The organism is Kosakonia sp. SOY2 (assembly GCF_027109175.1).
Taxonomy (GTDB): domain Bacteria; phylum Pseudomonadota; class Gammaproteobacteria; order Enterobacterales; family Enterobacteriaceae; genus Kosakonia.
Genome location: NZ_JAPVXH010000001.1, coordinates 2,010,917 through 2,036,508 on the forward strand (window position 1 = coordinate 2,010,917; position 25,592 = coordinate 2,036,508).

Below are 25,592 nucleotides of genomic sequence, written 5' to 3' on the forward strand. Positions count from 1 at the left end.
ATTTATGTACAAATGTACACTTGCTTGCTAGTGTTGTCTTATCTTTTCCCTCTTTGCCGTGACGTTATGACTGGAAATGCTTCGCGAAAAGCCCTGCAACATCGCTTGTGGGCGCTGTTTACCTTCTTTTTTATACCGGGGCTATTAATGGCCTCGTGGGCTACACGAACGCCCGCAATCCGCGATATTTTATCGGTTTCCACCGCAGAAATGGGCGTGGTGCTGTTTGGCTTGTCGGTCGGTTCGATGAGCGGCATTCTCTCCTCCGGTTGGCTGGTGAAGCGCTTTGGCGCGCGGAAAGTGATCCGCGCCAGCATGTCGTTCAGCGTCATCGGCATGGTGGCGCTGAGTATCGCATTGTGGCTGGCGTCTCCACTGTTATTTGCCGTTGGTCTGGCTCTTTTCGGCGGCAGCCTGGGTGCGGGCGAAGTGGCAATGAACATCGAAGGTGCGGAAGTCGAGCGCGAAATGGGCAAAACCGTGCTGCCAATGATGCACGGTTTTTACAGCTTCGGCACGCTGGTCGGCGCAGGCATTGGTATGAGCGTTACCGCTGTTGGCCTGGCGGCCAACTGGCACATTCTGGCGGCGGCACTGGTGGCGATTGTTCCCATCATGCTGGCGATTTCCGCCATTCCGCCTGGCACCGGCAAAGACTCCGCCGAGGAGAAAGCGCGCGCGAAAAAAGGGCAGCCGTTCTGGCGTGATACCCAACTGTTGCTGATTGGCGTGGTCGTGCTCGCCATGGCGTTCGCTGAAGGTTCCGCCAACGACTGGCTGCCGCTATTGATGGTGGACGGGCACGGCTTTAGCCCGACGTCCGGCTCGCTGATCTACACCGGTTTTACTCTTGGAATGACCGTCGGGCGATTTATCGGCGGCTGGTTTATTGACCGTTACAGCCGCGTCACAGTGGTGCGCGCCAGCGCGTTGATGGGTGCGCTGGGCATCGGGCTGATTATCTTCGTTGATAGTGCATGGGTGGCGGGCTTCTCGGTGATTTTATGGGGGCTTGGTGCCTCGCTCGGTTTCCCGCTGACCATTTCCGCCGCCAGCGATACCGGCCCGGACGCGGCAACCCGCGTCAGCGTGGTCGCCACCACCGGCTACCTGGCGTTTCTCGTTGGCCCGCCGCTGCTCGGTTTTCTCGGCGAGCACTACGGCCTGCGTAGCGCCATGCTGGTGGTGATGGGGCTGGTGCTGATTGCCGCCGTGGTTGCCCGCGCGGTCGCCAAACCGGCTCCGGAAACACAGGCTGAAACCTGCTGATTACGCGGCGGCGCTGATAATGCGCGCCGCCCTATCCTTCCAGCGAATTCCCCACTCGTTTATCACGCAGAAATACCACCATCAAGCCCAGCCACAGTACACCATTAGCCAGGTTGAAGAGGCTGAACAAGCCATTACCGCCGCTCAGCCAGGCGTGTTTACTGATTTCGATACCGACGGTAAAAATAAACATCTGCAACATACCCATTGCCGCCGAAACGGTGCCTTTACTCATGTCGCTGGCAAACAGGGTCAGACGCACCAGCCCGGCATTCGCCAGCCCGATACCAAAGGCGTAAAGGCTCAGCCCGGCGGTCATCCACAAATAGGCATGCGAAGAGGCAACTGTCGCAACAGCCGCCAGCAGCAACCCGGCCGCGATAGGCCAGCCACCCATAATGATCAACGCGCGCACGGTGCGCCGTGAAGTCAGTCGCGCCAGTACCAGGTTACCGATAATCAGAGCGCCAAAAATCGGCACCTGCAACAAGCCGTATTCATAGCTACTCAGTTGCTCGCCGCTGATGATGATAATCGGCGACTGGGCAATCCACGCCAGCAAAGGCAGGCTGACAAAACCTGTCGCCAGCGCCCCGGCGACAAAACGCAGGTTCTTCATCACTTCGACGTAGTCGCGCCACAAGGCTTTAAAGGAGAGCTTTTCACCCAGCCGCGTGGCGGTCTCCGGCATTGCCCGTTGCAGGCCAACAAAGGCGAAAGCCGCCAGCAACGCGAAAAGGACAAACATTCCCTGCCACGGCGCGGCATGCACCCACGCAGCGCCCACCAGCGGACCGAGCAGCGGCGCTATCAACGCCACGTTTGCCATCAGCGCGGTGATTTTTATGCACACCGCTTCTTCGAAAGATTCCTGGATCGCCGCGTAACCTACCGCGCCAATAAAGCACAGGCTAATGCCCTGCAAAAAGCGCAGTAACGTGAATTGCTCAATGTCCTGCGCCAGCAGTGTTGCCAGGCAAGTAACGATAAACCACACCACGCCGGTCAGCATCACCGGGCGGCGACCAATGCGATCCGACAGCGGCCCCAGCAGCCACTGCAAAAACATGCCGCCCGCGAGGTAAGCGGTCATTGACGTTGGAACCCACTCAATGCCGGCGTTGTACTGCTCCACCACGGCCAGCATGCCGGGCTGGATCATATCGTTGGCGATATAGGTGGAGAATTCGTAAAGCACCAGGCAGAGGGGAAACAGTAGCGCCCGTCGTCCCAGACGTTGGCCCGTTAAGGAATGGTTTTGCATGCAATCTCTTCATCTATGAAAAATCGCGCAGAGTGTAATCAAAGCCGCTTTGCAGCGATAGGAAATTTTCAGTCACACAATAAATAAAGCACATTTCAGTTCGTTTAAGGTTCACTTAAGTGCACCGCCGTATTATACGCCTTCCGTGCTTTACTCCAGGAATCGTCTAACTCTCAGATGAGTAAGACAAAACCGCTTTACCGTTAATCATGCCGCTTTTAAGGTGGGCACTTTCGCGTCAATTTTGCTTATTTCATCAAAGAGTAACAAACGTATGTTAGAGAGCCTGAATTACACCCTGTTTTACTGGATTAACGCCACGCCAGACTCTCCGCGCTGGCTGATTGCGTTTGCCGATTTTGCCGCCAGCGATTTGATTAGCATCGTGCCGCTGTTAGCCGTTGGCCTCTGGTTATGGGGTCCACGCGAACAGGTGAACGCGCAGCGCCAGCTGGTAATTAAAGTCACGCTGGCGATGCTGGTCAGTCTTTGTTGTTCGGCGTTGCTGGGGCATTTTTTCCCCCACGATCGCCCCTTTGCCGATCGCGTGGGCTACAACTTCCTGCACCATGCACCGGACAGTTCTTTCCCGAGCGATCACGGCACGGTGATCTTCACCTTTGCGGTCGCTTTCCTTGCCTGGCACCGTTTGTGGTCGGGCGCGCTGTTGATGGTCATCGGTCTGACCATCGCCTGGTCACGCGTTTATCTTGGCGTGCACTGGCCGCTGGATATGCTCGGCGCGCTGCTGGTTGGCATCGGCGGCTGTTTGTCGGCGCAAATCCTCTGGCAAGGCTTTGGCCCGGCGCTCTACCACAGTGTGCAACAACTCTATCGCGCCTGTTTCGCCATGCTGATTCGCCGCGGCTGGGTACGTGACTAAGCCCTGAGGCAAAGGTAATATGAACGCCCTGCTCAATGCAGGGCTTTCTTTTATTCAGGGGAATTATGGAAACAAGACGCGACGAACGGATAGGCCAGCTGCTGGCGGCGCTCAAGCGCAGCGATAAACTGCACCTGAAAGAGGCGGCGACGCTGCTTGGCGTATCTGAAATGACCATTCGCCGCGATCTCAGCGCCAACAGCGCGCCGGTCGTGCTGCTGGGCGGTTACATCGTCCTGGAGCCGCGCTCCGCCAGCCATTATCTGTTAAGCGACCAAAAAAATCGTCTGGTAGAAGAGAAGCGCCACGCGGCAAAACTTGCCGCCGGGCTACTTAAAGCGCATCAGATGGCCTTTTTCGATTGCGGCACCACCACGCCGTGGATCATTGAAGCCATTGCGGACGATCTGCCCTTCACCGGCGTCTGTTACTCACTGAACACCTTTCTGGCATTACAGGAAAAACCGCAGTGTCGCGCCATTCTCAGCGGCGGTGAGTTCCACGCCAGCAACGCCATTTTCAAACCGTTGAACTTCAACGAAACGCTGAACAATCTGCGCCCGGATATCGCCTTTTATTCGGCGGCGGGGGTGCATGCGCAGCAGGGCGCGACCTGTTTTAATCTGGAAGAGTTGCCGGTAAAACACTGGGCGATGGCCTGCGCGCAATACCACGTTCTGGTGGTGGATCACAGCAAGTTCGGCAAAGTGCGTTCGGCCTGCATGGGGCCATTAAGCCGCTTTGATGTACTGGTCAGCGACTGTCGCCCCGACGAGGCGCTGGAGAACGAAGCAAAAAAACACCAGCTGACGTTGCTCTATTGACCGTGCCCGGCTGGGCACGGTCGAGGTTGTATCAGGAGAACCAGCCGCCAAACCACTGATGCAATTTCAGCAACACAAAATCCCACATCCGGCCAATGAAACCGGCCTCTTCCACCGCTTCCATCACCACCAGCGGACGTTGCTCAATGGTTTTACCGTTCAACTGAAAATCGATGGTGCCCACCACCTGGCCTTTAGCCAGCGGTGCCTGCAGTTCCGGCTGCGTTAAGGTGTAGCTGGCTTTCAGGTTATTTAATTGCCCCTTAGGAATGGTGATAGAGCCTGTATCGCCCGCGCCAAGTTTCGCTTCGCTCTCATCGCCAAACCACACGCGCTGGCTGACAAACGTCGCGTCAGGCTTGATAGGCGTAACCGTGTCGAAGAAACGGAAACCCCAGGTGAGCAATTTTTCTGACTCATTAAAACGGATGCGGTCGGTTTTCGCGCCCAGCACCACAGAAATCAGGCGCATATCACCTTGTGTCGCCGAGGCCACCAGGTTGTAACCCGCGCCATCGGTGGTGCCGGTTTTCATGCCATCCACGTTCATGCTGGTGCTCCACAGCAACCGGTTACGGTTCGGCTGGCGGATCTTATTGAAGGTGAACTCTTTTTCTTTGTGAATGGCGTACTCATCCGGCACATCACGAATCAGTGCTTTGCCGAGCAGCGCCATATCACGCGCGGTGCTGAACTGCCCTGGCGCATCCAGGCCATGTACCGTTTTAAAGGTGGTATTGGTCAGGCCGAGTTTTTGCGCGTAGCTGTTCATCAGGCTGACGAATGAGTCCTGACTTCCCGCCACAAAATCTGCGATGGCGATACTGGCATCGTTGCCGGACTGGATAATCACGCCTTTGTTGAGATCGGCCACGGAAACCTGATCGCCGGGTTTCAGGAACATCAGCGAAGAGCCACGCAGCGCCGGGTTGCCGGTCGCCCAGGCGTCTTTGCCGACGGTCACTGTATCAGTGAGATGAATTTTTCCGGCTTTCAGCGCCTGGCCAACTACATAGCTAGTCATCAGCTTCGTGAGGCTGGCAGGATCAAGCTTCTCGTCAGCGTTGCCTTCTGCCAGCACCTTACCGCTGGCGTAATCCATCAGGATCCACGCCCTCGCATCGACGGTAGGCGCACCCGGCGTTTGTTCCACCGCATACAACGAAGGGGAGAAAAGCATCAACAGCGCAGAGCCCGCAACCAGGCTGCGAAGGGATAAAGAGAAATGCGTCATAGGGGCCACCCGAGTATCCATTCAAAAACGTCACAACACCGTGCCGCAACAAACGGTGAGTAATAGCGCACAAACGAAACGAAAAAAACCGTCACTGGGTAAAGTTTTTAAAGTTTACGCAATAACAGCGTGTTGCGCTCCGTTTGTGCTGAATATTTATCCCCTGAATCATTCGCGTTGCACCTCGCGCGTTGAGCCGTGCTTGCGCTGGCGTCGAAGGAACGACGCTTACGAAGAAACCGGTAACAAAACCCGCACATCTGCAACTTGAAGAATGTCGGAGATTGGCACACGATGAATGTCACACCGACACTCATTCACACCACTGAGGTAAAAATGATAACGCTATGGGGCAGAAATAACTCTACTAACGTCAAAAAAGTTCGCTGGCTGCTGGAAGAGCTGGAATTACCGTACCAGCATATTCTGGCGGGCAGAGAGTTCGGCGTGAACCATGAGCCTGAGTATCTGGCGATGAACCCGAATGGTCTGGTGCCGCTGCTACGGGACGATGAAACCAACGTGGTGCTGTGGGAATCCAACACCATCGTGCGTTACCTGGCGGCGCAGTACGGTCAGGGCCGTTTGTGGGTCGACTCCCCTGCTGAGCGTGCGCAAGGGGAAAAGTGGATGGACTGGGCGCTGAGCACCCTTTCGCCAAAACATGGCCCACTGCTGCAGGGGCTGGTGCGCACCGCGCCGGAACAGCGCGACAACGCCGCGATTGAAGCCAACAAAAAAGCGCTGGATGGGCTGTTCGCGATGCTCGACGATGTACTGGCAAAGCAGCCCTGGCTCTCAGGGGAAGCGTTTGGCTGCGGCGACATCGCCGTCGGCCCGTTTATCTATAACCTTTACAATATCCCCGGGTTACGTTGGGCACCGCACGCCAACCTGCAACGCTGGTATGCGCAATTGTGCGAACGTCCCGGCTTCAAAAACGCGGTAATGATCCCGGTGACCTGAACCTGTTTTTAACCGGTAGCGCTGACGTTATCGCCTGCTGTTGACAGCGAACACGCCGGCGCCATCCGGTACACCCACGCAGCAATCTATAAAGTCTGGCAGCCAGCAGCAGAGACGTTATTCCTCTTCGCCCTCGCCATCCGCAAACAGTGGATCGTCTTCTAAGGGAACCAGGCTACTTTCATCCCATTCGATCTCATCCGTCGCGTAGTCAATACGATCCACTTCGCAGCACTCTTCCAGCAGCGCTTCGGCCTCATCAAGAAGCTCGATTGCATCCTGATAAAAGGCCATCACGTCAGGTTCGGCCACTTCATCATTATTTATCGCGTCGAGTTTATGGATAGCAAAATCGATATTCTGCAGAGTCTCCTGCAAAAGCGTCACCTCTTCGCCAAACTCCATACCCGAAATCACCGCAGCATGATCATCACTCAGCGCATCATCCCGCTGAGTAAAAGCGTAACCGGCTAAGCCAGATTGTCTGGCGACCGACAGAAATGATTGCGATCTTTTCTTTAAAAAACTTGCCCGTTCTAACGACAGCCCCAACTGCTCAGTGGCGACATTATCCATCATACCCATCTCGTAAAGTGATATAAGATTTCCGCTACAGCTAAATCATTAATTTTCACATGGCTTGCATGCGGTACTGAACCGAAACACGCCGCAGCAATACCGGGACGGTTTCTATATATTGAAAGCAGGTGCTAATGGCGTGACTCATTTCTCTGGGGGAGCTGGAGTGTAAATAATCATCCAGTGTTATCAACACACATTCATAGGTAAATAAAAAATCGGTCAACTCTGGCGGATATGGCTGCAGCGTCAGTTCAACGCGAAGTTCATTATACAGCGCCATCAATTTTTTCAGCGCAAAACAGGCATCCGTTCTTTTATTTTCAAAAGCATGTTCATTCAATGCAGGTTTGATAATGGCAAGTAGTGAACGATGAACGTTGGTATATTTTGGATTAAGAAACATGAGTCACCTCTGACATCATTAAATTTGCCAGCGTCTACACCCGGCGTTTTCATTGACAATTAAGTGCAATAAAACGGACTAATCCCAAATTACAGACACAGTAATAGGGCTGAGAGACAAACACTTTTCAAAAAAAGAATGTTTGTATCTCAACATATGTTCATAGCCAGCGATCATGAGGCTGTGGTTACCGCGTAATTAAGTCAATAAAATCATTACAGCGTATTCAGCCTTGCGTTAATTCTGCCGCCAACGTCGCTGCCAAAACTATAATATTTTTCCTTCATAATATCGCCTTCACGCACCATCATGAAAACCCGACGGGATAAATTATTATTTTTGATATTAATATATTTTATACTATTGTGATCGTTACCGAGCGTTGAAAGTTTTGGAAAAAACGAGACATTATCCGAATTTTTTACCATATATCGGATAGTTTCCAGATCGTTTGAAATACTCCGTGCATGGTTGAGGATCTCTTCGCTGCCAGGTTCAAGATTGAGATGTTCTGGCATCGATTTGGTCATAATAAGTTTATGTTTTTTCAACTCGCTGAGATCAATCACTTCTTGTTTCGACAGCGGATGGCTGTTGTTTACGCCCAGCACAAATTGCTCTTCATAGAGCTGAGCCTCGAGGAAGTTATCGTTAGCAATCGGCCCTATCAGCAGCCCCAACTGTAATTGCCCTTTCCCTAACATACTCAGCAAATTATCTTCACTGACTTCATGGAGCTTGATCTCATTATCCGGAAATTTTTCTTTGAACGCGCTGAACAGGTCTTCATATATATACGACCCAAGCGTCGGGGTTACACCAATATTGATAACGCCAACCGGTTGAAAACGTAGCCGCTGCGCTAACTCATGCAGGTTATGCACCTCTCGAAGAATATTTTCGATCAGTGGCAACAAATGCAAGCCGATCGGCGACAGGCTAAACCCTTTGCCTTTGCGATGCAGCAATGGAATGCCTAATTCCTCTTCCAGTTTTTTGATTTGAATGCTCAGGGTGGGTTGAGAAACATCGCACTCCTCAGCCGCCTTTTGAAAATTCATATGTTTTATCAACGCGACGAAGTATTCCAAATCTTGCGTTCTCATAACGTCAACTCTCCCGTGTGCAGACAAAAAACACAGAAACACCACACAATATAAGCCTTTTATGTTTCAGCCAGGGCAGCAAACACGACCGGGACTGATGCGTGATTTTTCGTGCTAAATTTAATTTAAGTGCCATCTCCGGCACAACTATTCAGTTATTTGTTATATAAACAACGCAATATTCTTTCTAATCAGTAATCGAAATTCTGGCGCAAAACTTTAATTGTTAATTCATATCATCAACCGCTTAATAGGATGCAACGATGCAATAATGTTAGAATTTGCTTTTAGTACCCACATTATGGGCAACATTTAACCTTTCAGGACAAATAACGTTGAAGACAACCACCTGATTAAATATGAGCCTAGCAGCATCCTGGCGTCAGGAAAAGCGAATTTACCTGCATTAAAGTTACAAAAAATATTCTTTCCAACAAACAATTCAACAACACTTAATAGTAGTTTAGCAATACTAAAATAGTCTAATGCGGTTATTCTTATTTCTCACTAACCTATGCGAAACTATGATCGAATCAGCCTATAAGCATTATTAAAATAGAATGCATCAGCGGCAATTTAAATATATTTAAAACCACTATTAGTTATAAAATCATCATATTAAATAGCTTCTTTTATAAAAATAAACTATTAGGCATTTAAATTTAAAGTTTTATTCCCCTTGGACGATATCCATTTCGCCCAGCGATATTGGGCAATACTCATAGATTACTTCTATATTTCTGGAGAAATGAAATGGCCGTTATTAATACCAACACGTTGTCTTTAATGACCCAAAATAACCTGAGCAAATCTCAGTCTTCTTTAGGCACGTCTATTGAGCGTCTGTCATCCGGTCTGCGTATTAATAGCGCAAAAGATGATGCTGCTGGTCAGGCAATTGCTAACCGTTTCACGTCAAATATTAATGGTCTTTCCGTTGCGGTGCGTAACGCGAATGACGGCATTTCACTGGCGCAGACTACCGAAGGCGCACTGAGCGAAGTGAATAATAACCTGCAGCGTATTCGCGACCTGACTGTACAAGCGCAGAATGGCTCTAACTCCGCGTCCGATGTCGACTCCATCCAGGCGGAAGTTAACCAACGTATGGAAGAGATCAACCGTATTACCACCCAGACTGACTTTAACGGCCTGAAAGTGCTGAATACCGGCTCGGGCGACAGCCAGTATAATTTCCAGGTTGGCGCGAAAGATGGCGAAACCATCAGCATTACCGTGAGCAGCAGCGACGCGTTCAACCTCTACAACACCACCGGTGCGACGGCCGCAACAACAGGCCAGATCGTCAACGGCAGCGCACGTTCTACTGACGCGCATGGCTTTGATGTGCTGCAGGGCGTTGTCAGCTCCGGCGGCACCACCGACGGTAATCCGCTGGCCGATCTGGATAAAGCCATCAAAGCCGTGGATACCGAACGCAGCCTGCTCGGTGCATCCCAGAACCGTTTTGAATCAACCATTTCCAACCTGAACAACACCGTGAACAACCTGTCGGCAGCGCGCAGCCGTATTCAGGATTCTGACTACGCGACAGAAGTGTCTAACATGTCCCGTTCGCAGATCCTGCAGCAAGCTGGCAGCTCCGTACTGGCGCAGGCTAACCAGGTTCCGCAGACCATGCTGTCCCTGCTGCGTTAAGTTGTGTGAAATCCGCTTACCTCCTTCAGAGCGGATTTCAACGATGTCATTCCTTGACTAACACCCGCTTTGTCATGAGGGCGGGCTTCATTGAGCATAACGAATTTATTTTTCTTTTTTATCCCGCATATGTTGATGGCATTGCGGGATTTTTTTATTTAAAGGCGTGCGTTTGTTATGCGAGATAAACAGCCAAAAAAAGTGAATGCAATAGAATTGCATTCACCAAAATAACAATTAGAGGATATCAATAAGCACAACAACGAGGGTGAAGCACTAACAAAATAAATTACAGACCAAGGCTATTCAGCAATTCGTCAATATCTTGCTCGGCTGCCTGCGGGGCTGTCGGATCAGCGCTGGCTTGCTTGATTGTCGCGCGCCCTTCTCGCGGTACGTTTTCTAACAGCACATTCAGGAATTCTTTCTCAATATTTTCCAGCAACGCCATCATGCGCACAATAATCCGCGCCGTGGTATCCGGGAAATCCTGCGCCATCATAATTTCCCGCAGCCAGGATTTGCTGGCTTCGGTGCGCGTCGGCACAGAGCCCAGCCAATCATGCGTGGCGCGGGCAAGCGCCATCGTCTCATCAATACTTGCGGCTTCGTTATGTTGCTGCCATTGCGAAAGCAGCTGGCTGGCTTGCTGGCTCAGTTGCTCCTGCAGGGGTTGTGTCAGTTCGATATAGGTGAGCGTCTTACCCGATGCCTGCGCCGTAAGATCGACGACATATTGCAAACGGCTGCGCGCGTCAGGGATGGAGTTAGCCAGTTCAGCAATGGTGATATCGTGGCCTAACTCACGCAGGCTGCTTCTTAACATGCGAGTGACGTTACCAATGCGGGAAATCAATTCATAAATATCCGTCGACGTACCCGAAATACCTTGATGATGCATTATTACCTCTCCTTTAACGCATACTCTAAGATATTCAGTTATCGGCAATCGCTGCTGGCACTTAAATAAAAAGAGCCACATAACCAAACGCTATAAAAATAAAAAACCCGGCATTTGTTTATTTAAAAATAATTAGATGAAAACGTTTATAGGAAAATAAAATATAGCTTTTACCTGTTAACGCCAGAACGGAAAATACCTACGACTAATACGCGTAATGAAGAAAGGGGAATATCCCCTTTCTGCTTCAGGAGGCCGGGCTGACTTTCCACAACGCGCCGTCGGATTCATCGGTCAGAACATAGAGATAACCGTCCGGCCCAACGCGAACATCGCGAATACGCTGCCCGCGATCGCCGAGAATACGGCCATCTTCCGTCACCTTGTCACCCTGCACGCTCATGACGATGACATTTTTATCTTTCAGCGCGCCGATAAACAGTTTGTTTTTCCACTGCGGGAAAACGTCAGCGTTGTAAAACGCCATACCGCTGACCGCCGGGGATCGTTTCCAGTAAAAGATCGGCTGCTCGGTTCCGGCGACAATCTCCCCTTTCGCTTCCGGGATCTTCAGCCCGCTGTAGTTGATACCCCAGGTGGCAATTGGCCAGCCGTAATTTTTACCCTTTTGCGGAATGTTGATCTCATCGCCGCCGCGCGGGCCATGCTCGTTGAGCCACAACGCGTTACTCCACGGGTTGATTGCCATTCCCTGCGGATTGCGAATACCGTAAGACCAGATTTCCGCTCGTGCCCCCGCTTTACCGACAAACGGGTTATCCTGCGGCACCTTGCCCTGGTCCGTCAGCCGCACCAGTTTGCCCTGTAATTTATCCAGATCCTGCGCCGTCGAGCGCTGGTTATTCTCGCCCAGCGCAATCCATAAATAGCCTTTACCATCAAATACCAGCCGACCGCCAAAATGGTTACCGGTAGAGAGTTTCGGCTGCTGGCGAAACACCGTCCGGAAATCGTCGAGGCGTTTAAAATCCTCGCTAAGACGGCCATACCCGACCGCCGTTCCGGCTTTATCATCCTGACCGGCCTCGGCGTAGCTCAGCCACACCCGGCGCGACTGGGCAAAATCCGGTGCCAGCGCCACATCCAGCAAGCCCCCCTGCCCGTGCGCCCAGACTTCGGGAACGCCAGTAATCGGGTCGGAAATGCCCTTATCTTGTTGCCATAAACGCAGCTGCCCGCCGCGCAGGGTAATCAACATACCGTGATTATCGGGCAGAAACGCCAGCGCCCAGGGGTGATCGAGTTTGGTTTGCAATACATCGACTTTCACCGCAGCAGGTGCGGCGCACACCGAGAGGGAGAGAAACAGAAAAAGCAGCGGGATCTGGCGCATACGGCGCTCCTTTATGCAGTTTTTTATTCTGATAAAGGGTAGACCGCGCAGCGCGGGCAGAAGCGACTTTTACACTGCCTATACACAACCGCATGCGCAGCGCGGGTGTTGCAGTAAAACCGGCGGAGCAACGTCGAGGAGGCAGGCGCAGAAAGGGGGAGTTTCCTCCCCCTGGTATCAGGCTTCTTCGAGCGGTGAATGCTCGTTCAGATACTGAATGCAGTAATTAAGCACATTCAGCGAACGTTCCAGCTTGTCGACATTCACCGAAATATAGGTGGGACAATCCTGTCGCCCGCTCATCAGACAAACAGCTGCTGAGGAGAGCGCTTCCTCGGCGCGGTATATCGCACTACGTGAGTCGCGATCCGGCATTTCGTTTAACCGTTCGCCTTTATCGCGGATCTCCAGCGCCAGGGCAAAGAAGCGTTCACGCAGACGATCATTTTCGCTGACCGACATATACCCTTTCGCTTTTCGCATCTGGATATAGGCCGCAAGGTCACTTCGGGCAGCAATCAACTTCGTCAGCAGACGACGCGCAAGTTCATCAACGGTCATACATCTTCCCCCCTTGTCAGCCAGTGTAGGATCATAGTATGGTCGCTTTTTGAACAAAAGCATGCGTCCGGTCAATATTTAATTTTATCTGCCGGACCTTTACATTTCACTTAAAGTAAGCCACGCCAGCCAACCACCGTGATCGGTGATGTCCCGAGCCTCCAGCAATCCATAATTTTCACAAATGAATCAGTTAACTCGCTCAATCTCACCCGCCGCTCACTGAGCCAGACTGACCCCATCACGCCCCCGCACGACTGTTCTCACCCTTACGCGTCTGTCGCCATGCATTACGCTTTATCCCGGGTGTTTGCCGTCCGCTAATGTCATGAGTGACCGTGACGTGCTGGCACGCATCTGCAGGTGGTCAGAAAGCATTTGTCTGGTGTATTGTTTTTAAACGATTAATTACACGAATGGACACCTGCAACATGCTTAAAATTCTTGGCAAAACGACATCGATCAATGTGCGAAAAGTACTCTGGACCTGTGAAGAAGCCGGGCTGGATTATGTGCAGGAAGATTACGGCAGCGGTTTTGCCTCCACCGAAACGGATGAATTCCGCGCCATGAACCCTAACGCGATGGTGCCGGTACTGATAGACGACGGTTTTGTATTGTGGGAATCCAACTCGATTTGCCGTTATCTGGTGCGTAAAGCCGGGCGTGAGGATTTGCTTCCCAGTGAGCCGCAAGCCTGCGCCAACGTTGAACACTGGATGGACTGGCAGGCCACCGAGTTCAACAACGCCTGGCGTTATGTCTTCCCGGCGCTGGCACGCAAGAACCCGGACTTTAACGACCCGAAAGCCATCGCAGCAGGCATCAAAGAGTGGAATCACTGCATCGGCATTCTGGAGCAGCAATTGCAGCGCACCGGAGCATTCGCCGCAGGTGACACCTTTACGCTGGCGGATGTGGTGCTGGGGCTGTCGGTCAACCGCTGGAAGATGACGCCATTCGACCACCCGCCGGTTCCTGCCATTGACGCGTGGTTCGCGCGGTTAAACCAGCGCCCGGCATTTCTGCGCCACGGCAATAATGGCATGGTGTAAAGCGATGCCATCCCAGGCGAAAGTTATCCGCGATTACACGTCGGCGTATCCCGATCCGATTGCGGTCGGCAAAGGCGAACGCGTGCTGATAAGTCATTGCGATTTGCAGTGGCGCTGCTGGGTGTGGGTGACGTTAGCTTCAGGAAAAAGTGGTTGGGCGCCGCAGCAGCTTTTCGCGCCGCTGAGCGCATGTGAAGGAACAGCGCTTGATGACTATTGCGCCCATGAACTCACCGTACGTGTCGGGGAAACGCTCACGCTTATCAAGGCGCTTAATGGTTGGTACTACGCGCAAAAAGCGGATGGAGAACAGGGTTGGGTGCCGCAGGAGCATATCAGGCTGAAGGATAAACAGAGGGAAGAAAATGACAAGAGAGCGCTATAACCTGTCGGTTGCGGTATTTGTATTGCTGCGAAAAGAGAAGCAGATTTGCATGCTTAAACGCACCGGAACAGGCTGGATGGACGGTTGCTATAGCCTACCCGCCGGTGGTCTGGAGCAGTACGAAACGCTGGGGGCAGCAGCGGCACGGGAAGCCAATGAGGAGACGGGCGTGGTCATCGCACCGGATGATCTTCAGCTGGCGCATACGCTGCACGTCTGGACAGAGAATCGCTCGTGGATGGGCCACTTTTTCAGTTGCACACGCTGGCAGGGCGAGCCGTTTGTCGCCGAGCCGGAGAAACATGGCGATTTATGCTGGTACGCCATTGACGATTTACCTGAAAACACGATTGGCTATGTCAAACAGGCGATTGCGCAGATCGCCGCCGGGCAACCTTATTCAGAATACGGATGGTAAAACGCGGCACTCAGCGCCCGATTTTAGCCCGTAGCACTTTAACGCTGCGGGCTAAAAGCCAGGCGATAACCAGCACAATGATCACCAGCATTATGGTGCCTGGTGGATCCATCCCCCATTCGTAGGTATCGGTAATCATGTGGTGTCGCCAGAGCAGATCAAACAGCCAGTCCGATGACCATTGCCAAAACTGGTTAACGGGCTTGATGACAGCGCTAATAAAAAAGGCGAGCACCACATACAGCAGCCCCGCCAGAATCTTAATGATTGTCCTGCGCATCGTTTTTCCCTTTCCGGTGTTAGTAAACCGGCCGTTTTTACCAGCGCGGGAACGGCATAGCAATGGCAACGCGGCATTAACCGCATTGTCCACTTTTACCGCGATGGTGCAGGCGCGCTACTCTTTAGTCGGGTTATTCCTGCTCTTGTAGATATCCGGACGGGCAATCGTCCACGTGTAATCGGGCCGGTTAACAGGTTCATAACCCGCCTGCGCGTACAGCCAGGGCGCGGTGGAAGTAAAGAGAACAATCCGGCGCAATTTTTCAAAAACAGGATGCGCATGGCAGCAGGCGATTAACCATTTTCCCAGTTTTTGCCCCTGATACGCTTCCAGCACATACACATCACACAGGTAGGCGAAGGTGGCATAATCGGTCACTAACCGGGCAAAACCTATCTGCGCATCACCATGAAACAGACCGAAATTAAGGCTATTTTGCACGGAGATCGCCACCGTTTCCCGGTCAATCCCCACCGCCCATGTTGATCGCGTCAGATAACGGTGGATCGCTGCAATATCCTGCTTTTCGGCGTCGGTTGTTACCAGGTAATTCTCTTTGCGCCATTCCTGAACGTCGAAACTTGCCATAACCCTGCCTTTATCACGTGAGGAAAACGTTCAAATTAGCATGAATTTTGCGCACCGGTGAGCGCGAGAAAAGACGAAAACCAGGGGCTTTTTTACCGGGCAAGCGAAGCGCATAGTAATAATTTATATCGTGCAGGGGTAAACGAACGTTGCCCGATGCCGATAACATAGCTGCCACCAACCGCTTCATTTACAAGGAAGATGTCATGAAAACCTATGTGTTCTACTCCAGTGACATTGCCGTGAATGTCTATGAGAAAAAAACCTTGTCCGCCGAAGAAGTGCGGCAGCTTAAAGCTGATGGCTTTCACAAAATGCCGTTTGAAACCCAGGCGGAAGACGAAGCGCAGGCAATTGATATCATGCTGGCGCATTTCAAAGAGAACCTGGAAGCGCTCGAAGAGTTCACCAAAGACTGGTGTATTCCCGCCACCATTTTCGACGCGATTTATGCATTGAGCTAAACCGCTGAAGGCCGCATTCGCGGCCTTTTTTACTCTGCTTCAGAAAGCGTCTCACCGGACACATGCAACAGCGCCGAGTGCATCGAGGCGGCAAACATCGCGCCGTGCGTCAGGCCGGGATAAAGCCGGTAAGTCGCCGGTATGCCTCTGCTACGCAGGCATGAAACCGTCTGGCTTAGGGCAGCTAACACGTCCGAGGTGGCGTTTTCGTCCTGCGTTTTTCTGTCGCCGTCGCCTTCCATAAACCACACTGATTTCTGGCGGCTCTGCGCTGTGTTGACACGCTCAAGTGCGCTCAGTAGTGCAGCGTTATTACGATCCAGCGAAGGGACGGCTGAGTAGAACGTGTGAAAGAAATCGGACGACAGAAAGCTCTCCAGCACGAACAGTCCCCCGTAAGAGTGCCCCCACAGCGCCCGCTTTTGCGGGTCGATAGCGAGATCTTTTTCAGCCTGTGGGGCAATGGTCTGCTCCAGTAACCTGCGGAAAACCGCGCTACCACCACCGGTTCTGCCGCGCAGATTCTGCGGGCTACTTTGCGTTGCGGGCGTGTAGTCATACGCTCTGGCGGTTAACTCAAACGGCAGATCGGTCTGATAGCCAATCGCCACCAGCACGGGCGGATCGCGCTGCGACAGTTTTTGCAACAGCTCATCGGATAACCGGTCCATCACCGCGTTGCCGTCCAGCAGATAGAGCACCGGATAACCACTGGCGGGCGGCTTTTTATTCGGGATGGCGGTCCACACTTTGTAATGGCGCTTGCCGTCGGCGGAATCAAAAGTATTAACAGTGAAATGATAAAACGCAGAACCTTTATCGGCGATATTCGGCCCCAACGGCGTCATGTCCGGGCGGGCATAACTGTTCGCCGCGCAGAGCATCAGCAGGAGTGCCGCCAACTGGCGAATTACTGCGCCTGGGCTCGAAAAACCGCCTGCGTTAAACGAGCTAACCCGCAGGAATATGAAGCCATTTTTAAATGAACGCGTGAACATTATCCTTCCCTGGTACAAGAAATTCACAACGAAGTTAATGCGAATCATTATTAATTGCAACCATAAGGGCCGTTGTTGCGGTCTCGCCTGATAACGGCAACAGGCTTCTTATCTGGAAACAAAAATCATACTTTCGTATGAGAAAACTTTGCACCGCAGCGTCTGATAATTCAGTCATACTCCTGCCTTCTGGATCGTTACCATGCGAGCGATACTCCCACTTCTGTTGCTCATGTTATGTAGCATTATCAATCAGGTGGGCGCGCGTGAGACTGCCATCGTCAGCAATGACGGGTTAAATATCGAGCAACTCCAGACCGATGATTTACTGAAAAAGCACCCGTTTGATAAGGGAATAAAATCAGCGGAACATGAATCAACGCTGTTCAAACTGACCATCCGCAACATGCAGCAGGAGGGTATCAACCAATACCCCACGCGTAACGAAGACAACAAAATCGTCATGGAGAAACTGCATTTACCGCCAGGCAGCATTGCGGAAAATACGCCTGACTGTAATTCGGCGACGGTGAATTATTATCGTACCTATGGTGATAAAGAATCGGCGCAGTCGGTTATCAGCCGCTGTCAAAAAAAGCTGGAAAAGAATAACGTTGAGACATTTCCCTATGCCGCTAAATTTATTCCTTCGGTTGTTTATCTGCGTTCGTCATTAGAAGCGTGCAGCGGCTTTTTAATCAATAACACCACCGTTGTCACCGCGGCGCATTGTAATGTTGATACGGCTTATTTTAGTAACGGCGAATCGAGAAAAGTCAGTAAACAGAATGGCAAAGTGTGTTTTCAAACCGAGGGCAGCTATTGTGATTATGCTGTTTTAACGGTTGATAAAGTAAATATTGCCTCGCCTCCTGTTCAGTGGCAACAAGCCGACGTTAATGATGAATTATGGATACCGGGCGTTGCTATTTCTTCCCCTGAAAAGATCCCCGACAATTATCAGGCATCTAATATGGCAGCAACCGATAACCAACAAAACAAAAGCTGCAAAGTGGTTTATATCAACGATAACTGTCTTATTCATTTGTGTACGGTGCTTCAGGGCTTTTCCGGTGCGCCCATCGTTAATGTGACGAAAAGCAAAACGGAAAATAGCGTGGTTATAAGTGGCATCCATATTTCATCGGAACAAACTCTCAGTAAAAACATGTGCAAATTAAATATCGAAAAATTACTGGCTAATTACGCTGTACCGAAATCAAAACTGCCCTTTTAAGAGGTGACCCGTATGCCTGGCAAAAAAACACTCTTATTGATCAGCACCCTTCTGGCAGGGTGTACAAGTGAGCATACAAACACCGTCAGCTATAACCCGCAAACAATAAAAGAGGGCGGAATTGAAGAGATGCGCGCGTTTATATCGGGAGATCCCTGCCCTGCGGCGTTAGATGAGGACAGAGGTTCTCCTGAAGCCGCCGCGCTATTATTAGCGGTGGCTACGCCGATCCTGAGTGAAACCCTTAAATATGGTTTTTCGCTTATATCAAAAGTTGGCAGCAATATGGCGAAGCCCTACCCGTTAAATGCCTATATTTATCCGAGTAAAACCACGCTAATTTCTAACGCGCAATGTTTAACGCTGGTTTATGGTCAGTTCGGCGGCACAGGAAAAAATAATCTGACAACACCCGGATTACCCTATCAATATTACAATACGCCACTTCTGGCCGGGTAATTAACCAGCGTTCTCGGTTTTGCTATGCAAATTAAAATCCAGCATAGCGAAGAGCGATTATCGTTTGTTCCGTATTCTCTTTTTTACCCCAAACAACTGCGGCCATACGGCATGAATAATCATCACGGATTAACCGTGGCGATAGATTTTGGCGGTAATGATGCCACGATCGAGTTTGATAAAGTATATGTCGGGCGTTATTACAACCAACAAGCAGTGATAACGCATGGCAAAACCATTGAGCTGGCAAAAGTGACGCCGTATACCCTGAAAATTACCGTCACGGAGGGGCCAGACAATGAAACGCTCGCCGGGCTGCTGCAAGCGGTGTCATCAAGTGATGTCGTGGCAGCGCAGCAGCAGATCCTTAAAACGTATATTGATAAAAAAATCGCCGAAAAAACGGCAAAATAAAGTGCGGGTGTAGCGGTTAATAGCCAGCCTTATCGGGAGACAAAAGGCTGTAAGCTCTGCTCCAGCCAAGCTCATAGCGCAACGGATTTAACGCTGCGCAATTTCCCCGCAGCGGGTAAATTGCTGCTCCAGCATTGTGCTTCCCCACTGTTCGCCCTGCCACTCTTTGCTCAGGGTGAAACCGAAAGATTCATAAAGGGCGCGCGCGGCGTTCAGCCCGCTGAATGTCCAGAGCTGCACCGCAGAAAACTGTTGTTCATCGCAAAACTGCATCGCTTTGGCGAGCAGTTGACGTCCCATGCCGGTGCCACGGCATTCATCATCAAGAATAAACCAGCGCAGATGCGCCTCGTTATTGCCTAAATCTTCCCCGTCAATGGCCACCGAGCCGACGATTTTGCCCTGATAAACCGCGAGCCAGATGTTATTACGCGCATTCTCCAGACGTCCGGCAAATTCGGCCAGGCCCGCGGCCACTTTGCTTTCAAAAAAATAGCCGAAACCATAATGTTGCGAATAGTAGCTGGCGTGCATTTCGCTGATACGGCCAATCATTCCCGGCAGATAACCGGTGACAATTTCTGGCTTTTCACGGCCAGGACGCGGTGCGCCCTGGCGGCAGGCTTCAAGCGCGGTGGCATAGGCCGACAAGCCGCGAGCAACCGCCTCCTGTTCGGCAGCGGTCAGATGTTGCAGCGCCTCGCGCACACGCATCGCACCGTAATTGTTAATGCGCGCGACGCTCGCTTTGCCCTGCGCGGTCAACTGTAGCGTTTTATAGCGCGCATCCGCAGCCGAGGGTACGTCCTGCAATTCACCGGCGGCGATAAGCCGGCTCAGCATACGGCTGACGCTTGATTTCTCCAGCCCCAGGATCTGCACCAGCTGCGCTGCCGTCATCGCCCCCTGTTTTTCCACTTCCAGCAGAGTATGGACGGCGGAAGGAGAATAATCCGTCGCCGCAAGCGTGCTGTTCATAAAGCCCAGCTCACGCACCATCCGCCGTGATGCGGAACGGATATCATTGATCAGTTGGTCAGCGGCCACGTTGTTTCCTCAGAGGGGAGTAGATAGTTGTGCAATACAACCATCAACAAACCAGGCTGTCAACATAGCTTTTATAGGGTCAAAAGCGCTATGACCGGACACGCGACACTACGTGTTACTACACGGTTTCAAGAAGGCTAACCCCGACGCCTGATTTTGCAGGCGCAGGGCACATATAAAGCGTAACACTACAAGCGACAAGGGTTTACAGCTAACTTACTGAATATATTGATATTACTGGAAGCGTGCTCGCAAATCCCGATGCGGTAACACAGGAGCCGTTGATGAGGTCTCAGCCCGTATTGCCGCGTCAGCTACACCTTTCCCGCCCAAAAGCCGCATGTTGCTGCTCAGAATTCCCTGCGCTCCCCCTTAATTACCCTATAAATCCAGGCGAGAGCCCTGTACAATCCCTGCCCTAAGATCCTATAACTGATTAATTTTTGAACTATGAGCAATGTGAACCTGCAGCCGAAAATCGGCTTTGTCTCTCTTGGCTGCCCAAAAAACCTGGTGGATTCCGAACGGATTCTCACCGAACTGCGCACCGAAGGTTATGACGTGGTGCCAAGCTATGACAACGCTGACATGGTTATCGTCAATACCTGCGGTTTTATCGACAGCGCGGTGCAAGAGTCGCTGGAAGCCATCGGCGAAGCGCTGAATGAAAACGGCAAAGTCATTGTGACCGGCTGCCTGGGCGCAAAAGAGGATCAGATCCGCGAAGTGCACCCGAAAGTGCTGGAGATCACCGGGCCGCACAGCTATGAGCAAGTACTGGAACATGTTCATCACTATGTGCCGAAACCAAAGCACAATCCGTTCCTGAGCCTGGTGCCGGAACAGGGCGTCAAACTGACGCCGCGCCACTACGCTTACCTGAAAATTTCCGAAGGCTGTAACCACCGCTGCACGTTCTGCATTATTCCGTCGATGCGTGGCGATCTGGTAAGCCGCCCGATTGGCGAGGTGTTAGCCGAAGCCAAACGTCTCGTCGATGCCGGCGTGAAAGAGCTGCTGGTGATCTCGCAGGACACCTCAGCTTACGGCGTGGATGTAAAACACCGCATGGGCTTTCACAACGGCGAGCCGGTGAAAACCAGCATGGTTGGCCTGTGTGAGCAACTGGCGAAACTCGGTGTCTGGACGCGTCTGCACTACGTTTACCCGTATCCGCACGTGGATGATGTCATTCCGCTGATGGCGGAAGGCAAGATCCTGCCGTATCTGGATATCCCGCTGCAGCACGCCAGCCCGCGCATTCTCAAGCTGATGAAGCGCCCCGGCGCGGTCGACAGGCAACTGGCGCGCATTAAGCAATGGCGTGAAATCTGCCCGGAACTGACGCTGCGTTCCACCTTTATCGTCGGTTTCCCTGGCGAAACTGAAGAAGATTTCCAGATGCTGCTCGATTTCCTCCAGGAAGCGCGTCTGGATCGCGTCGGCTGCTTTAAATACAGCCCGGTAGAAGGCGCAACCGCCAACGAACTTGCCGATCAGGTGCCGGAAGAGGTGAAAGAGGAGCGCTGGAACCGCTTTATGCAACTGCAACAGCAGATCTCCGCCGAGCGCTTGCAGGAAAAAATCGGCCGCGAAATTCTGGTGATCATCGATGAAGTGGACGAAGAAGGCGCAATTGGCCGCAGCATGGCGGACGCTCCGGAAATCGACGGCGCGGTGTACCTGAACGGCGAAACCGGGGTTAAACCGGGCGACGTTGTCCGCGTGAAAGTGGAAAACGCCGACGAATACGATCTGTGGGGCTCCCGCGTTTAAGCCTTCCTTCCCTCTCCTCATACGGAGAGGGAACCTCCTATCCCTTAATCTTCGGGTCCAGCGCGTCGCGCAGGCCATCACCCAGCAGGTTAAACGCAAGTACCGTCAGAAAAATCGCCAGCGAAGGGAACAGCGCCACATGCGGCGCAATTACCATATCCGCACGCGCTTCATTGAGCATCGCGCCCCACTCCGGGGTGGGCGGTTGCGCGCCCAGGCCTAAAAATGAGAGGCTGGCGGCTGAGATAATCGACGTGCCGATACGCATGGTGAAATAGACCACAATCGACGATACCGTGCCCGGCAGAATATGGTGAAACAGGATCACCGCATCGCTGGCCCCGATGCTGCGCGCGGATTCGATAAAGGTTTGTTGCTTGAGCACCAGCGTGTTACCACGCACCAGACGGGCAAACGCCGGCACGGAGAACACCGCCACGGCGATGATCACGTTCGCCATGCCGCTGCCCATCACCGCCACCACCGCAATCGCCAGCAGAATGCCGGGAAACGCGAACAGCACATCACAGATGCGCATAATCAGGCGATCCCACCAGCCTTCGTAGTAACCCGCCAGCAATCCCAGCACCGTACCGATGAGCGCGCCAATCAGCACCGCAAAAAGACCGGCGGCAAGCGAAATCTGCGCGCCGACCAGCACACGGCTTAAAATGTCGCGCCCCAGCGAATCGACGCCGAACCAGTGCACCAGCGACGGCCCTTCATTAAGCCGGTCATAGTCAAAATAGTTTTCCGCATCGAACGGGGCTATCCACGGGGCGACAATCGCCAACAGGATCAGCAGCAGCACAAAAATCCCGGCGGCCATCGCCAGCGGCTGGCGGCAAAAACGCCGCCAGAATTCATGCCACGGCGTGCGCACATGCCCCGGTTTGACTACGGGCATGGCGTTTAACACCGCCTGTCGACGCCAGTTTAATAATCGCATCCTTACTTGTACCTGATCGTGGGATTAAGGGCGGCGTAGAGCACATCCACCACTAAGTTGATAAGAATAAACTCCAGCGAGAAGAGCAGCACCTCGGCCTGAATCACCGGGTAATCGCGCATCTCCACCGAGTCCACCAGCAAACGGCCCAGCCCAGGCCAGTTGAAGACTTTCTCCACCACAATGGAGCCGCCGAGCAAAAAGCCGAATTGCAGCCCCATCATGGTGACCACCGGGATGAGCGCATTGCGCAGACCATGTTTGAGAATAACCCAGCGCTCGCTTACGCCTTTGGCACGCGCGGTACGCATGTAGTCCTCGTTGAGCACGTCCACGAACGAGGCGCGGGTAAAACGCGCCATCACCGCCGCCACTGCCGCACCGAGCGTTAACGACGGCAAAATATAGTGTTGCCAGCTGTCGGCACCCACGGTCGGCAGCCAGCCGAGTTCAACCGAGAAGATCTGCATCAGCAACATACCGAGTGCAAACGCCGGGAATGACATGCCCGTTACCGCCAGCGCCATCCCCAGATGATCCGGCCAGCGGTTGCGCCATACGGCGGCGGCAATTCCCGCGCCAAGCCCAAACAGCATCGCCCAGCACATACTGGTGATAGTCAGCAGCAGCGTCGGCATAAAACGGCTGGCGATTTCCTCCACCACCGGGCGGCGCGAGGCCATCGAGATACCAAAATCGCCTTGCAGCACATTGCCGATGTAGTGCCAGAACTGCCGCCACAGCGGTTGATCCAGCCCAAGCTGTTGGCGCACCAGCTCAATGACCTGCGCGTCGGCTTCCGGCCCGGCAATCAACCGCGCCGGATCGCCCGGCAGCAAGTGGACAAACAGAAACACCAGCACCGCCACAATCAGTAGCGTCGGGATCAGGCCCAGCAAGCGTTTAATAATATAATTTTGCATTGTGCGTTCCCTCACGCCTCCTTTTGTTCTGCGAGGTGGAGTGAGTTATTTCACCAAATCCGCGTTATCAAAACTGAACCCGGTATCGGGCATAATGTAGAAACCGGTGAGCTTCTTGTTATGTGCTGAAACCAGCTTTTCCACCACCAGCGGCACCCACGGTGACTCCTGCCAGATAAGATCCTGCGCCTGTTTGTACAACTGCTCTTTCTCCGCGGCATCCGTGGTTTTTAACGCCTCGGCCAGGTCTTTATCCACCTGTGGGTTGCTGTAAAACGCGGTGTTGAACTGCGTTGGCGGCCAGTTCCATGAGGCGAACAGCGGCGACAGCGCCCAGTCAGCTTCGCCGGTCGAGGCCGACCAGCCGGTGTAGAACATGCGCACGCCGCTCTGCGCCTGCGCTTTGGCTTCCACTTCCGCTGCGCGCTGCCCGGCGTCCATCGCTGTCACCTGCACTCTAATGCCCACCTGCGCCAGTTGCTGTTGGGTAAACTGTAATACTTTCTGCGCGGTGCTGTGGTTATGCGACGACCACAAAGTGGTGCTGAACCCCTGCGGATAACCGGCCTCTTTTAGCAGTTCGCGGGCTTTTGCCGGATCGTACGGCCAGGGTTGATAGGCCTGGGAATAGGCAATGGTTGGCGGTACAACGCCGGTGGCGGGCGTCGCGAAACCGGCGAACGCCACTTTCACCAGGGCCGGACGGTTAATAGCGTAGTTGATCGCCTCGCGCACTTTCGGGTTATCGAATGGTTTTTGCGTGACATTCATGCTGATGTAACGCTGCATAATCGACGGGCTGGCGACCAGCTCCAGCTTGCTGTTTCTTTTCAGCACTTCCGCCTGCTCGTAGGGGATGGGGAAGGCAAACTGCGCTTCGCCGGTTTGCAGCATCGCCGCGCGGGTGTTGTTGTCCACCACCGGCCGCCAGGTAATGGAGTCCAGCTTGGGTAAACCTTGCTGCCAGTACCCGGCGAATCTCTTCACTTTCACGTAATCGGTCTGATTCCACGCTTCCAGTTCATACGGGCCGGTGCCGACCGGGTGAAAACCAATGTCGTTGCCATATTTTTGCAGCGCCGCCGGAGAAATCATGGCCGTTGCCGGGTGGGCGAGGATATTGATAAACGCGGAAAAAGGCTGCTTGAGGGTGATTTTTACCGTGTAGGCATCCACCACATCGGTTCTGGCGATATTTTTATACAGGTTATAGCGCTTCAGGCTGTTGCGCGGGTTGCTGGCGCGGTCGAGGTTCGCTTTTACCGCAGCGGCGTCAAAGTCCGTACCATCCTGGAACTTTACCCCGTGGCGCAAGTTGACGGTATAGACCATGCCGTCAGCGGAAACGCTGTAGCTTTCTGCCAGCACGTATTCCAGCTGCATATCTTTATCAAGGCCAAATAGCCCCTGATAGAACGATTTCGCCACCGCCTGCGACAGCGTGTCGTTGGCATCATACGGATCGAGGGTAGTGAAATTGGATCCCACCGCGACAACCACATCCTTCGCCGCAACGGCCGGGATGGCGGTCAGCGCAAACATCACGCTGGCGAGTCCCCGCCAGTGCCGTGAAATGAATTGTGTCATGTT

Annotated in this window: 28 protein-coding genes; 13 read left to right on the plus strand and 15 right to left on the minus strand. The window is 52.8% G+C overall.

The genetic code is table 11. The features are described 5' to 3' along the window. Window positions 1-66 precede the first annotated feature (66 nt). The gene (locus O3S68_RS09525; RefSeq protein ID WP_269231377.1) at window positions 67-1,269 is read left to right on the plus strand and encodes an MFS transporter; all 1,203 of its coding nucleotides are present in this window, start codon (window positions 67-69) and stop codon (window positions 1,267-1,269) included. A gap of 31 nt (window positions 1,270-1,300) precedes the next feature. Here O3S68_RS09525 and O3S68_RS09530 read toward each other — a convergent pair whose 3' ends face one another. Further along, window positions 1,301-2,533: an MFS transporter gene (locus O3S68_RS09530; RefSeq protein ID WP_269231378.1), complete on the minus strand. Its 1,233-nt coding sequence runs from the start codon at window positions 2,531-2,533 to the stop codon at window positions 1,301-1,303. A 274-nt stretch (window positions 2,534-2,807) separates the two neighbouring features. On the opposite strand from O3S68_RS09530, the gene ybjG reads away from it, so the two are divergent. Then, complete coding sequence (ybjG, locus tag O3S68_RS09535; RefSeq protein ID WP_017456076.1) at window positions 2,808-3,416, plus strand: undecaprenyl-diphosphate phosphatase; 609 nt, start codon at window positions 2,808-2,810, stop codon at window positions 3,414-3,416. A gap of 65 nt (window positions 3,417-3,481) precedes the next feature. After that, window positions 3,482-4,240: a DNA-binding transcriptional repressor DeoR gene (deoR, locus tag O3S68_RS09540; RefSeq protein ID WP_269231379.1), complete on the plus strand. Its 759-nt coding sequence runs from the start codon at window positions 3,482-3,484 to the stop codon at window positions 4,238-4,240. 31 nt (window positions 4,241-4,271) lie between these two features. Here the strand turns inward: deoR and dacC are convergent, their stop codons facing one another. Beyond that, window positions 4,272-5,474, minus strand: coding sequence for a serine-type D-Ala-D-Ala carboxypeptidase (gene dacC / locus O3S68_RS09545; RefSeq protein WP_020457176.1), 1,203 nt, complete (start codon window positions 5,472-5,474; stop codon window positions 4,272-4,274). A 336-nt stretch (window positions 5,475-5,810) separates the two neighbouring features. Between dacC and O3S68_RS09550 the strand changes: the two genes are divergently transcribed. Further along, the gene (locus O3S68_RS09550; protein ID WP_269231380.1) at window positions 5,811-6,440 is read left to right on the plus strand and encodes a glutathione S-transferase family protein; all 630 of its coding nucleotides are present in this window, start codon (window positions 5,811-5,813) and stop codon (window positions 6,438-6,440) included. Window positions 6,441-6,557: 117 nt separating this feature from the next. Here O3S68_RS09550 and O3S68_RS09555 read toward each other — a convergent pair whose 3' ends face one another. The 3 genes from O3S68_RS09555 to O3S68_RS09565 form a co-directional block, all read right to left on the minus strand. Next, window positions 6,558-7,019: a hypothetical protein gene (locus O3S68_RS09555; protein ID WP_233500361.1), complete on the minus strand. Its 462-nt coding sequence runs from the start codon at window positions 7,017-7,019 to the stop codon at window positions 6,558-6,560. Between the two features lie 52 nt (window positions 7,020-7,071). Beyond that, window positions 7,072-7,425 (minus strand): hypothetical protein, encoded by a 354-nt coding sequence (locus tag O3S68_RS09560; protein WP_269231381.1) that lies wholly within the window; start codon window positions 7,423-7,425, stop codon window positions 7,072-7,074. A gap of 215 nt (window positions 7,426-7,640) precedes the next feature. After that, window positions 7,641-8,531, minus strand: coding sequence for a LysR substrate-binding domain-containing protein (locus O3S68_RS09565; RefSeq protein ID WP_020457172.1), 891 nt, complete (start codon window positions 8,529-8,531; stop codon window positions 7,641-7,643). 753 nt (window positions 8,532-9,284) lie between these two features. Here O3S68_RS09565 and O3S68_RS09570 point away from each other — a divergent pair. Next, on the plus strand, window positions 9,285-10,190 hold the full coding sequence (locus tag O3S68_RS09570) for a flagellin N-terminal helical domain-containing protein (protein WP_020457171.1): 906 nt from the start codon (window positions 9,285-9,287) through the stop codon (window positions 10,188-10,190). Window positions 10,191-10,479: 289 nt separating this feature from the next. Here O3S68_RS09570 and O3S68_RS09575 read toward each other — a convergent pair whose 3' ends face one another. From O3S68_RS09575 to O3S68_RS09585, 3 genes are all read right to left on the minus strand, one after another. After that, window positions 10,480-11,091 carry a protein phosphatase CheZ gene (locus O3S68_RS09575; protein WP_045506523.1) on the minus strand — a complete coding sequence of 204 codons (612 nt, stop codon included), beginning with the start codon at window positions 11,089-11,091 and terminating at the stop codon, window positions 10,480-10,482. A 247-nt stretch (window positions 11,092-11,338) separates the two neighbouring features. Continuing rightward, window positions 11,339-12,445 (minus strand): PQQ-dependent sugar dehydrogenase, encoded by a 1,107-nt coding sequence (locus O3S68_RS09580; RefSeq protein ID WP_269231382.1) that lies wholly within the window; start codon window positions 12,443-12,445, stop codon window positions 11,339-11,341. A 177-nt stretch (window positions 12,446-12,622) separates the two neighbouring features. After that, window positions 12,623-13,006: a biofilm formation regulator BssR gene (locus tag O3S68_RS09585; protein WP_017456065.1), complete on the minus strand. Its 384-nt coding sequence runs from the start codon at window positions 13,004-13,006 to the stop codon at window positions 12,623-12,625. A gap of 431 nt (window positions 13,007-13,437) precedes the next feature. Here O3S68_RS09585 and O3S68_RS09590 point away from each other — a divergent pair, with 431 nt between their 5' ends. Genes O3S68_RS09590 through O3S68_RS09600 form a run of 3 tightly spaced genes read left to right on the plus strand, consistent with a single transcriptional unit; the run spans window position 13,438 to window position 14,864 of the window. After that, window positions 13,438-14,061, plus strand: a complete 624-nt coding sequence (locus O3S68_RS09590) for a glutathione S-transferase family protein (RefSeq protein ID WP_044489818.1) — start codon at window positions 13,438-13,440, stop codon at window positions 14,059-14,061. A gap of 4 nt (window positions 14,062-14,065) precedes the next feature. After that, window positions 14,066-14,446, plus strand: coding sequence for an SH3 domain-containing protein (locus O3S68_RS09595; protein ID WP_269231383.1), 381 nt, complete (start codon window positions 14,066-14,068; stop codon window positions 14,444-14,446). Further along, entirely contained in the window at window positions 14,427-14,864 is a 438-nt protein-coding gene (locus tag O3S68_RS09600) for an NUDIX hydrolase (protein WP_269231384.1), read from the plus strand. Before O3S68_RS09595 ends, O3S68_RS09600 begins: the two co-directional genes overlap by 20 nt. Before the next feature lie 10 nt (window positions 14,865-14,874). On the opposite strand, the gene O3S68_RS09605 is transcribed toward O3S68_RS09600, so the two are convergent. Both O3S68_RS09605 and O3S68_RS09610 read right to left on the minus strand, forming a co-directional pair. Further along, window positions 14,875-15,144 (minus strand): hypothetical protein, encoded by a 270-nt coding sequence (locus O3S68_RS09605; RefSeq protein ID WP_160270875.1) that lies wholly within the window; start codon window positions 15,142-15,144, stop codon window positions 14,875-14,877. Between the two features lie 117 nt (window positions 15,145-15,261). Continuing rightward, a complete protein-coding gene (locus O3S68_RS09610) occupies window positions 15,262-15,735 on the minus strand; it encodes a GNAT family N-acetyltransferase (RefSeq protein WP_045506505.1) in 474 nt (157 codons plus the stop codon). Between the two features lie 206 nt (window positions 15,736-15,941). Here O3S68_RS09610 and O3S68_RS09615 point away from each other — a divergent pair, with 206 nt between their 5' ends. Next, a complete protein-coding gene (locus O3S68_RS09615; protein WP_020457163.1) occupies window positions 15,942-16,199 on the plus strand; it encodes a hypothetical protein in 258 nt (85 codons plus the stop codon). A gap of 29 nt (window positions 16,200-16,228) precedes the next feature. On the opposite strand, the gene O3S68_RS09620 is transcribed toward O3S68_RS09615, so the two are convergent. Next, window positions 16,229-17,197, minus strand: coding sequence for an alpha/beta hydrolase (locus O3S68_RS09620; protein WP_269231385.1), 969 nt, complete (start codon window positions 17,195-17,197; stop codon window positions 16,229-16,231). 202 nt (window positions 17,198-17,399) lie between these two features. Between O3S68_RS09620 and O3S68_RS09625 the strand changes: the two genes are divergently transcribed. The 3 genes from O3S68_RS09625 to O3S68_RS09635 all read left to right on the plus strand — a co-directional run bounded on the left by O3S68_RS09625 (window position 17,400) and on the right by O3S68_RS09635 (window position 19,307). Next, the gene (locus O3S68_RS09625) at window positions 17,400-18,434 is read left to right on the plus strand and encodes a trypsin-like serine peptidase (RefSeq protein ID WP_269231386.1); all 1,035 of its coding nucleotides are present in this window, start codon (window positions 17,400-17,402) and stop codon (window positions 18,432-18,434) included. A gap of 12 nt (window positions 18,435-18,446) precedes the next feature. Beyond that, entirely contained in the window at window positions 18,447-18,893 is a 447-nt protein-coding gene (locus O3S68_RS09630) for a hypothetical protein (protein ID WP_269231387.1), read from the plus strand. A 111-nt stretch (window positions 18,894-19,004) separates the two neighbouring features. Beyond that, complete coding sequence (locus O3S68_RS09635; protein WP_269231388.1) at window positions 19,005-19,307, plus strand: hypothetical protein; 303 nt, start codon at window positions 19,005-19,007, stop codon at window positions 19,305-19,307. Window positions 19,308-19,394: 87 nt separating this feature from the next. Here O3S68_RS09635 and O3S68_RS09640 read toward each other — a convergent pair whose 3' ends face one another. Continuing rightward, complete coding sequence (locus tag O3S68_RS09640; RefSeq protein ID WP_114413821.1) at window positions 19,395-20,354, minus strand: bifunctional helix-turn-helix transcriptional regulator/GNAT family N-acetyltransferase; 960 nt, start codon at window positions 20,352-20,354, stop codon at window positions 19,395-19,397. Between the two features lie 450 nt (window positions 20,355-20,804). Here O3S68_RS09640 and rimO point away from each other — a divergent pair, with 450 nt between their 5' ends. Further along, window positions 20,805-22,130: a 30S ribosomal protein S12 methylthiotransferase RimO gene (gene rimO / locus O3S68_RS09645; RefSeq protein WP_020457158.1), complete on the plus strand. Its 1,326-nt coding sequence runs from the start codon at window positions 20,805-20,807 to the stop codon at window positions 22,128-22,130. A 37-nt stretch (window positions 22,131-22,167) separates the two neighbouring features. Here rimO and gsiD read toward each other — a convergent pair whose 3' ends face one another. The 3 genes from gsiD to gsiB are packed head-to-tail and all read right to left on the minus strand — an operon-like array spanning window position 22,168 to window position 25,589. Then, window positions 22,168-23,079, minus strand: coding sequence for a glutathione ABC transporter permease GsiD (gsiD, locus tag O3S68_RS09650; RefSeq protein ID WP_020457157.1), 912 nt, complete (start codon window positions 23,077-23,079; stop codon window positions 22,168-22,170). A 2-nt stretch (window positions 23,080-23,081) separates the two neighbouring features. Continuing rightward, entirely contained in the window at window positions 23,082-24,002 is a 921-nt protein-coding gene (gene gsiC, locus O3S68_RS09655) for a glutathione ABC transporter permease GsiC (RefSeq protein WP_020457156.1), read from the minus strand. Window positions 24,003-24,047: 45 nt separating this feature from the next. Next, window positions 24,048-25,589, minus strand: a complete 1,542-nt coding sequence (gsiB, locus tag O3S68_RS09660; RefSeq protein ID WP_045506492.1) for a glutathione ABC transporter substrate-binding protein GsiB — start codon at window positions 25,587-25,589, stop codon at window positions 24,048-24,050. Between the last annotated feature and the right edge of the window lie 3 nt (window positions 25,590-25,592).

Excerpts from the sequence above, each read along its gene's own strand:
- O3S68_RS09525 (WP_269231377.1), top strand. The coding sequence starts at position 67 with ATGACTGGAAATGCTTCGCGAAAAGCCCTGCAACATCGCTTGTGGGCG.
- O3S68_RS09530 (WP_269231378.1), bottom strand. The coding sequence starts at position 2,533 with ATGCAAAACCATTCCTTAACGGGCCAACGTCTGGGACGACGGGCGCTA.
- ybjG (WP_017456076.1), top strand. The coding sequence starts at position 2,808 with ATGTTAGAGAGCCTGAATTACACCCTGTTTTACTGGATTAACGCCACG.
- deoR (WP_269231379.1), top strand. The coding sequence starts at position 3,482 with ATGGAAACAAGACGCGACGAACGGATAGGCCAGCTGCTGGCGGCGCTC.
- dacC (WP_020457176.1), bottom strand. The coding sequence starts at position 5,474 with ATGACGCATTTCTCTTTATCCCTTCGCAGCCTGGTTGCGGGCTCTGCG.
- O3S68_RS09550 (WP_269231380.1), top strand. The coding sequence starts at position 5,811 with ATGATAACGCTATGGGGCAGAAATAACTCTACTAACGTCAAAAAAGTT.
- O3S68_RS09555 (WP_233500361.1), bottom strand. The coding sequence starts at position 7,019 with ATGATGGATAATGTCGCCACTGAGCAGTTGGGGCTGTCGTTAGAACGG.
- O3S68_RS09560 (WP_269231381.1), bottom strand. The coding sequence starts at position 7,425 with ATGTTTCTTAATCCAAAATATACCAACGTTCATCGTTCACTACTTGCC.
- O3S68_RS09565 (WP_020457172.1), bottom strand. The coding sequence starts at position 8,531 with ATGAGAACGCAAGATTTGGAATACTTCGTCGCGTTGATAAAACATATG.
- O3S68_RS09570 (WP_020457171.1), top strand. The coding sequence starts at position 9,285 with ATGGCCGTTATTAATACCAACACGTTGTCTTTAATGACCCAAAATAAC.
- O3S68_RS09575 (WP_045506523.1), bottom strand. The coding sequence starts at position 11,091 with ATGCATCATCAAGGTATTTCGGGTACGTCGACGGATATTTATGAATTG.
- O3S68_RS09580 (WP_269231382.1), bottom strand. The coding sequence starts at position 12,445 with ATGCGCCAGATCCCGCTGCTTTTTCTGTTTCTCTCCCTCTCGGTGTGC.
- O3S68_RS09585 (WP_017456065.1), bottom strand. The coding sequence starts at position 13,006 with ATGACCGTTGATGAACTTGCGCGTCGTCTGCTGACGAAGTTGATTGCT.
- O3S68_RS09590 (WP_044489818.1), top strand. The coding sequence starts at position 13,438 with ATGCTTAAAATTCTTGGCAAAACGACATCGATCAATGTGCGAAAAGTA.
- O3S68_RS09595 (WP_269231383.1), top strand. The coding sequence starts at position 14,066 with ATGCCATCCCAGGCGAAAGTTATCCGCGATTACACGTCGGCGTATCCC.
- O3S68_RS09600 (WP_269231384.1), top strand. The coding sequence starts at position 14,427 with ATGACAAGAGAGCGCTATAACCTGTCGGTTGCGGTATTTGTATTGCTG.
- O3S68_RS09605 (WP_160270875.1), bottom strand. The coding sequence starts at position 15,144 with ATGCGCAGGACAATCATTAAGATTCTGGCGGGGCTGCTGTATGTGGTG.
- O3S68_RS09610 (WP_045506505.1), bottom strand. The coding sequence starts at position 15,735 with ATGGCAAGTTTCGACGTTCAGGAATGGCGCAAAGAGAATTACCTGGTA.
- O3S68_RS09615 (WP_020457163.1), top strand. The coding sequence starts at position 15,942 with ATGAAAACCTATGTGTTCTACTCCAGTGACATTGCCGTGAATGTCTAT.
- O3S68_RS09620 (WP_269231385.1), bottom strand. The coding sequence starts at position 17,197 with ATGTTCACGCGTTCATTTAAAAATGGCTTCATATTCCTGCGGGTTAGC.
- O3S68_RS09625 (WP_269231386.1), top strand. The coding sequence starts at position 17,400 with ATGCGAGCGATACTCCCACTTCTGTTGCTCATGTTATGTAGCATTATC.
- O3S68_RS09630 (WP_269231387.1), top strand. The coding sequence starts at position 18,447 with ATGCCTGGCAAAAAAACACTCTTATTGATCAGCACCCTTCTGGCAGGG.
- O3S68_RS09635 (WP_269231388.1), top strand. The coding sequence starts at position 19,005 with ATGAATAATCATCACGGATTAACCGTGGCGATAGATTTTGGCGGTAAT.
- rimO (WP_020457158.1), top strand. The coding sequence starts at position 20,805 with ATGAGCAATGTGAACCTGCAGCCGAAAATCGGCTTTGTCTCTCTTGGC.
- gsiD (WP_020457157.1), bottom strand. The coding sequence starts at position 23,079 with ATGCGATTATTAAACTGGCGTCGACAGGCGGTGTTAAACGCCATGCCC.
- gsiC (WP_020457156.1), bottom strand. The coding sequence starts at position 24,002 with ATGCAAAATTATATTATTAAACGCTTGCTGGGCCTGATCCCGACGCTA.
- gsiB (WP_045506492.1), bottom strand. The coding sequence starts at position 25,589 with ATGACACAATTCATTTCACGGCACTGGCGGGGACTCGCCAGCGTGATG.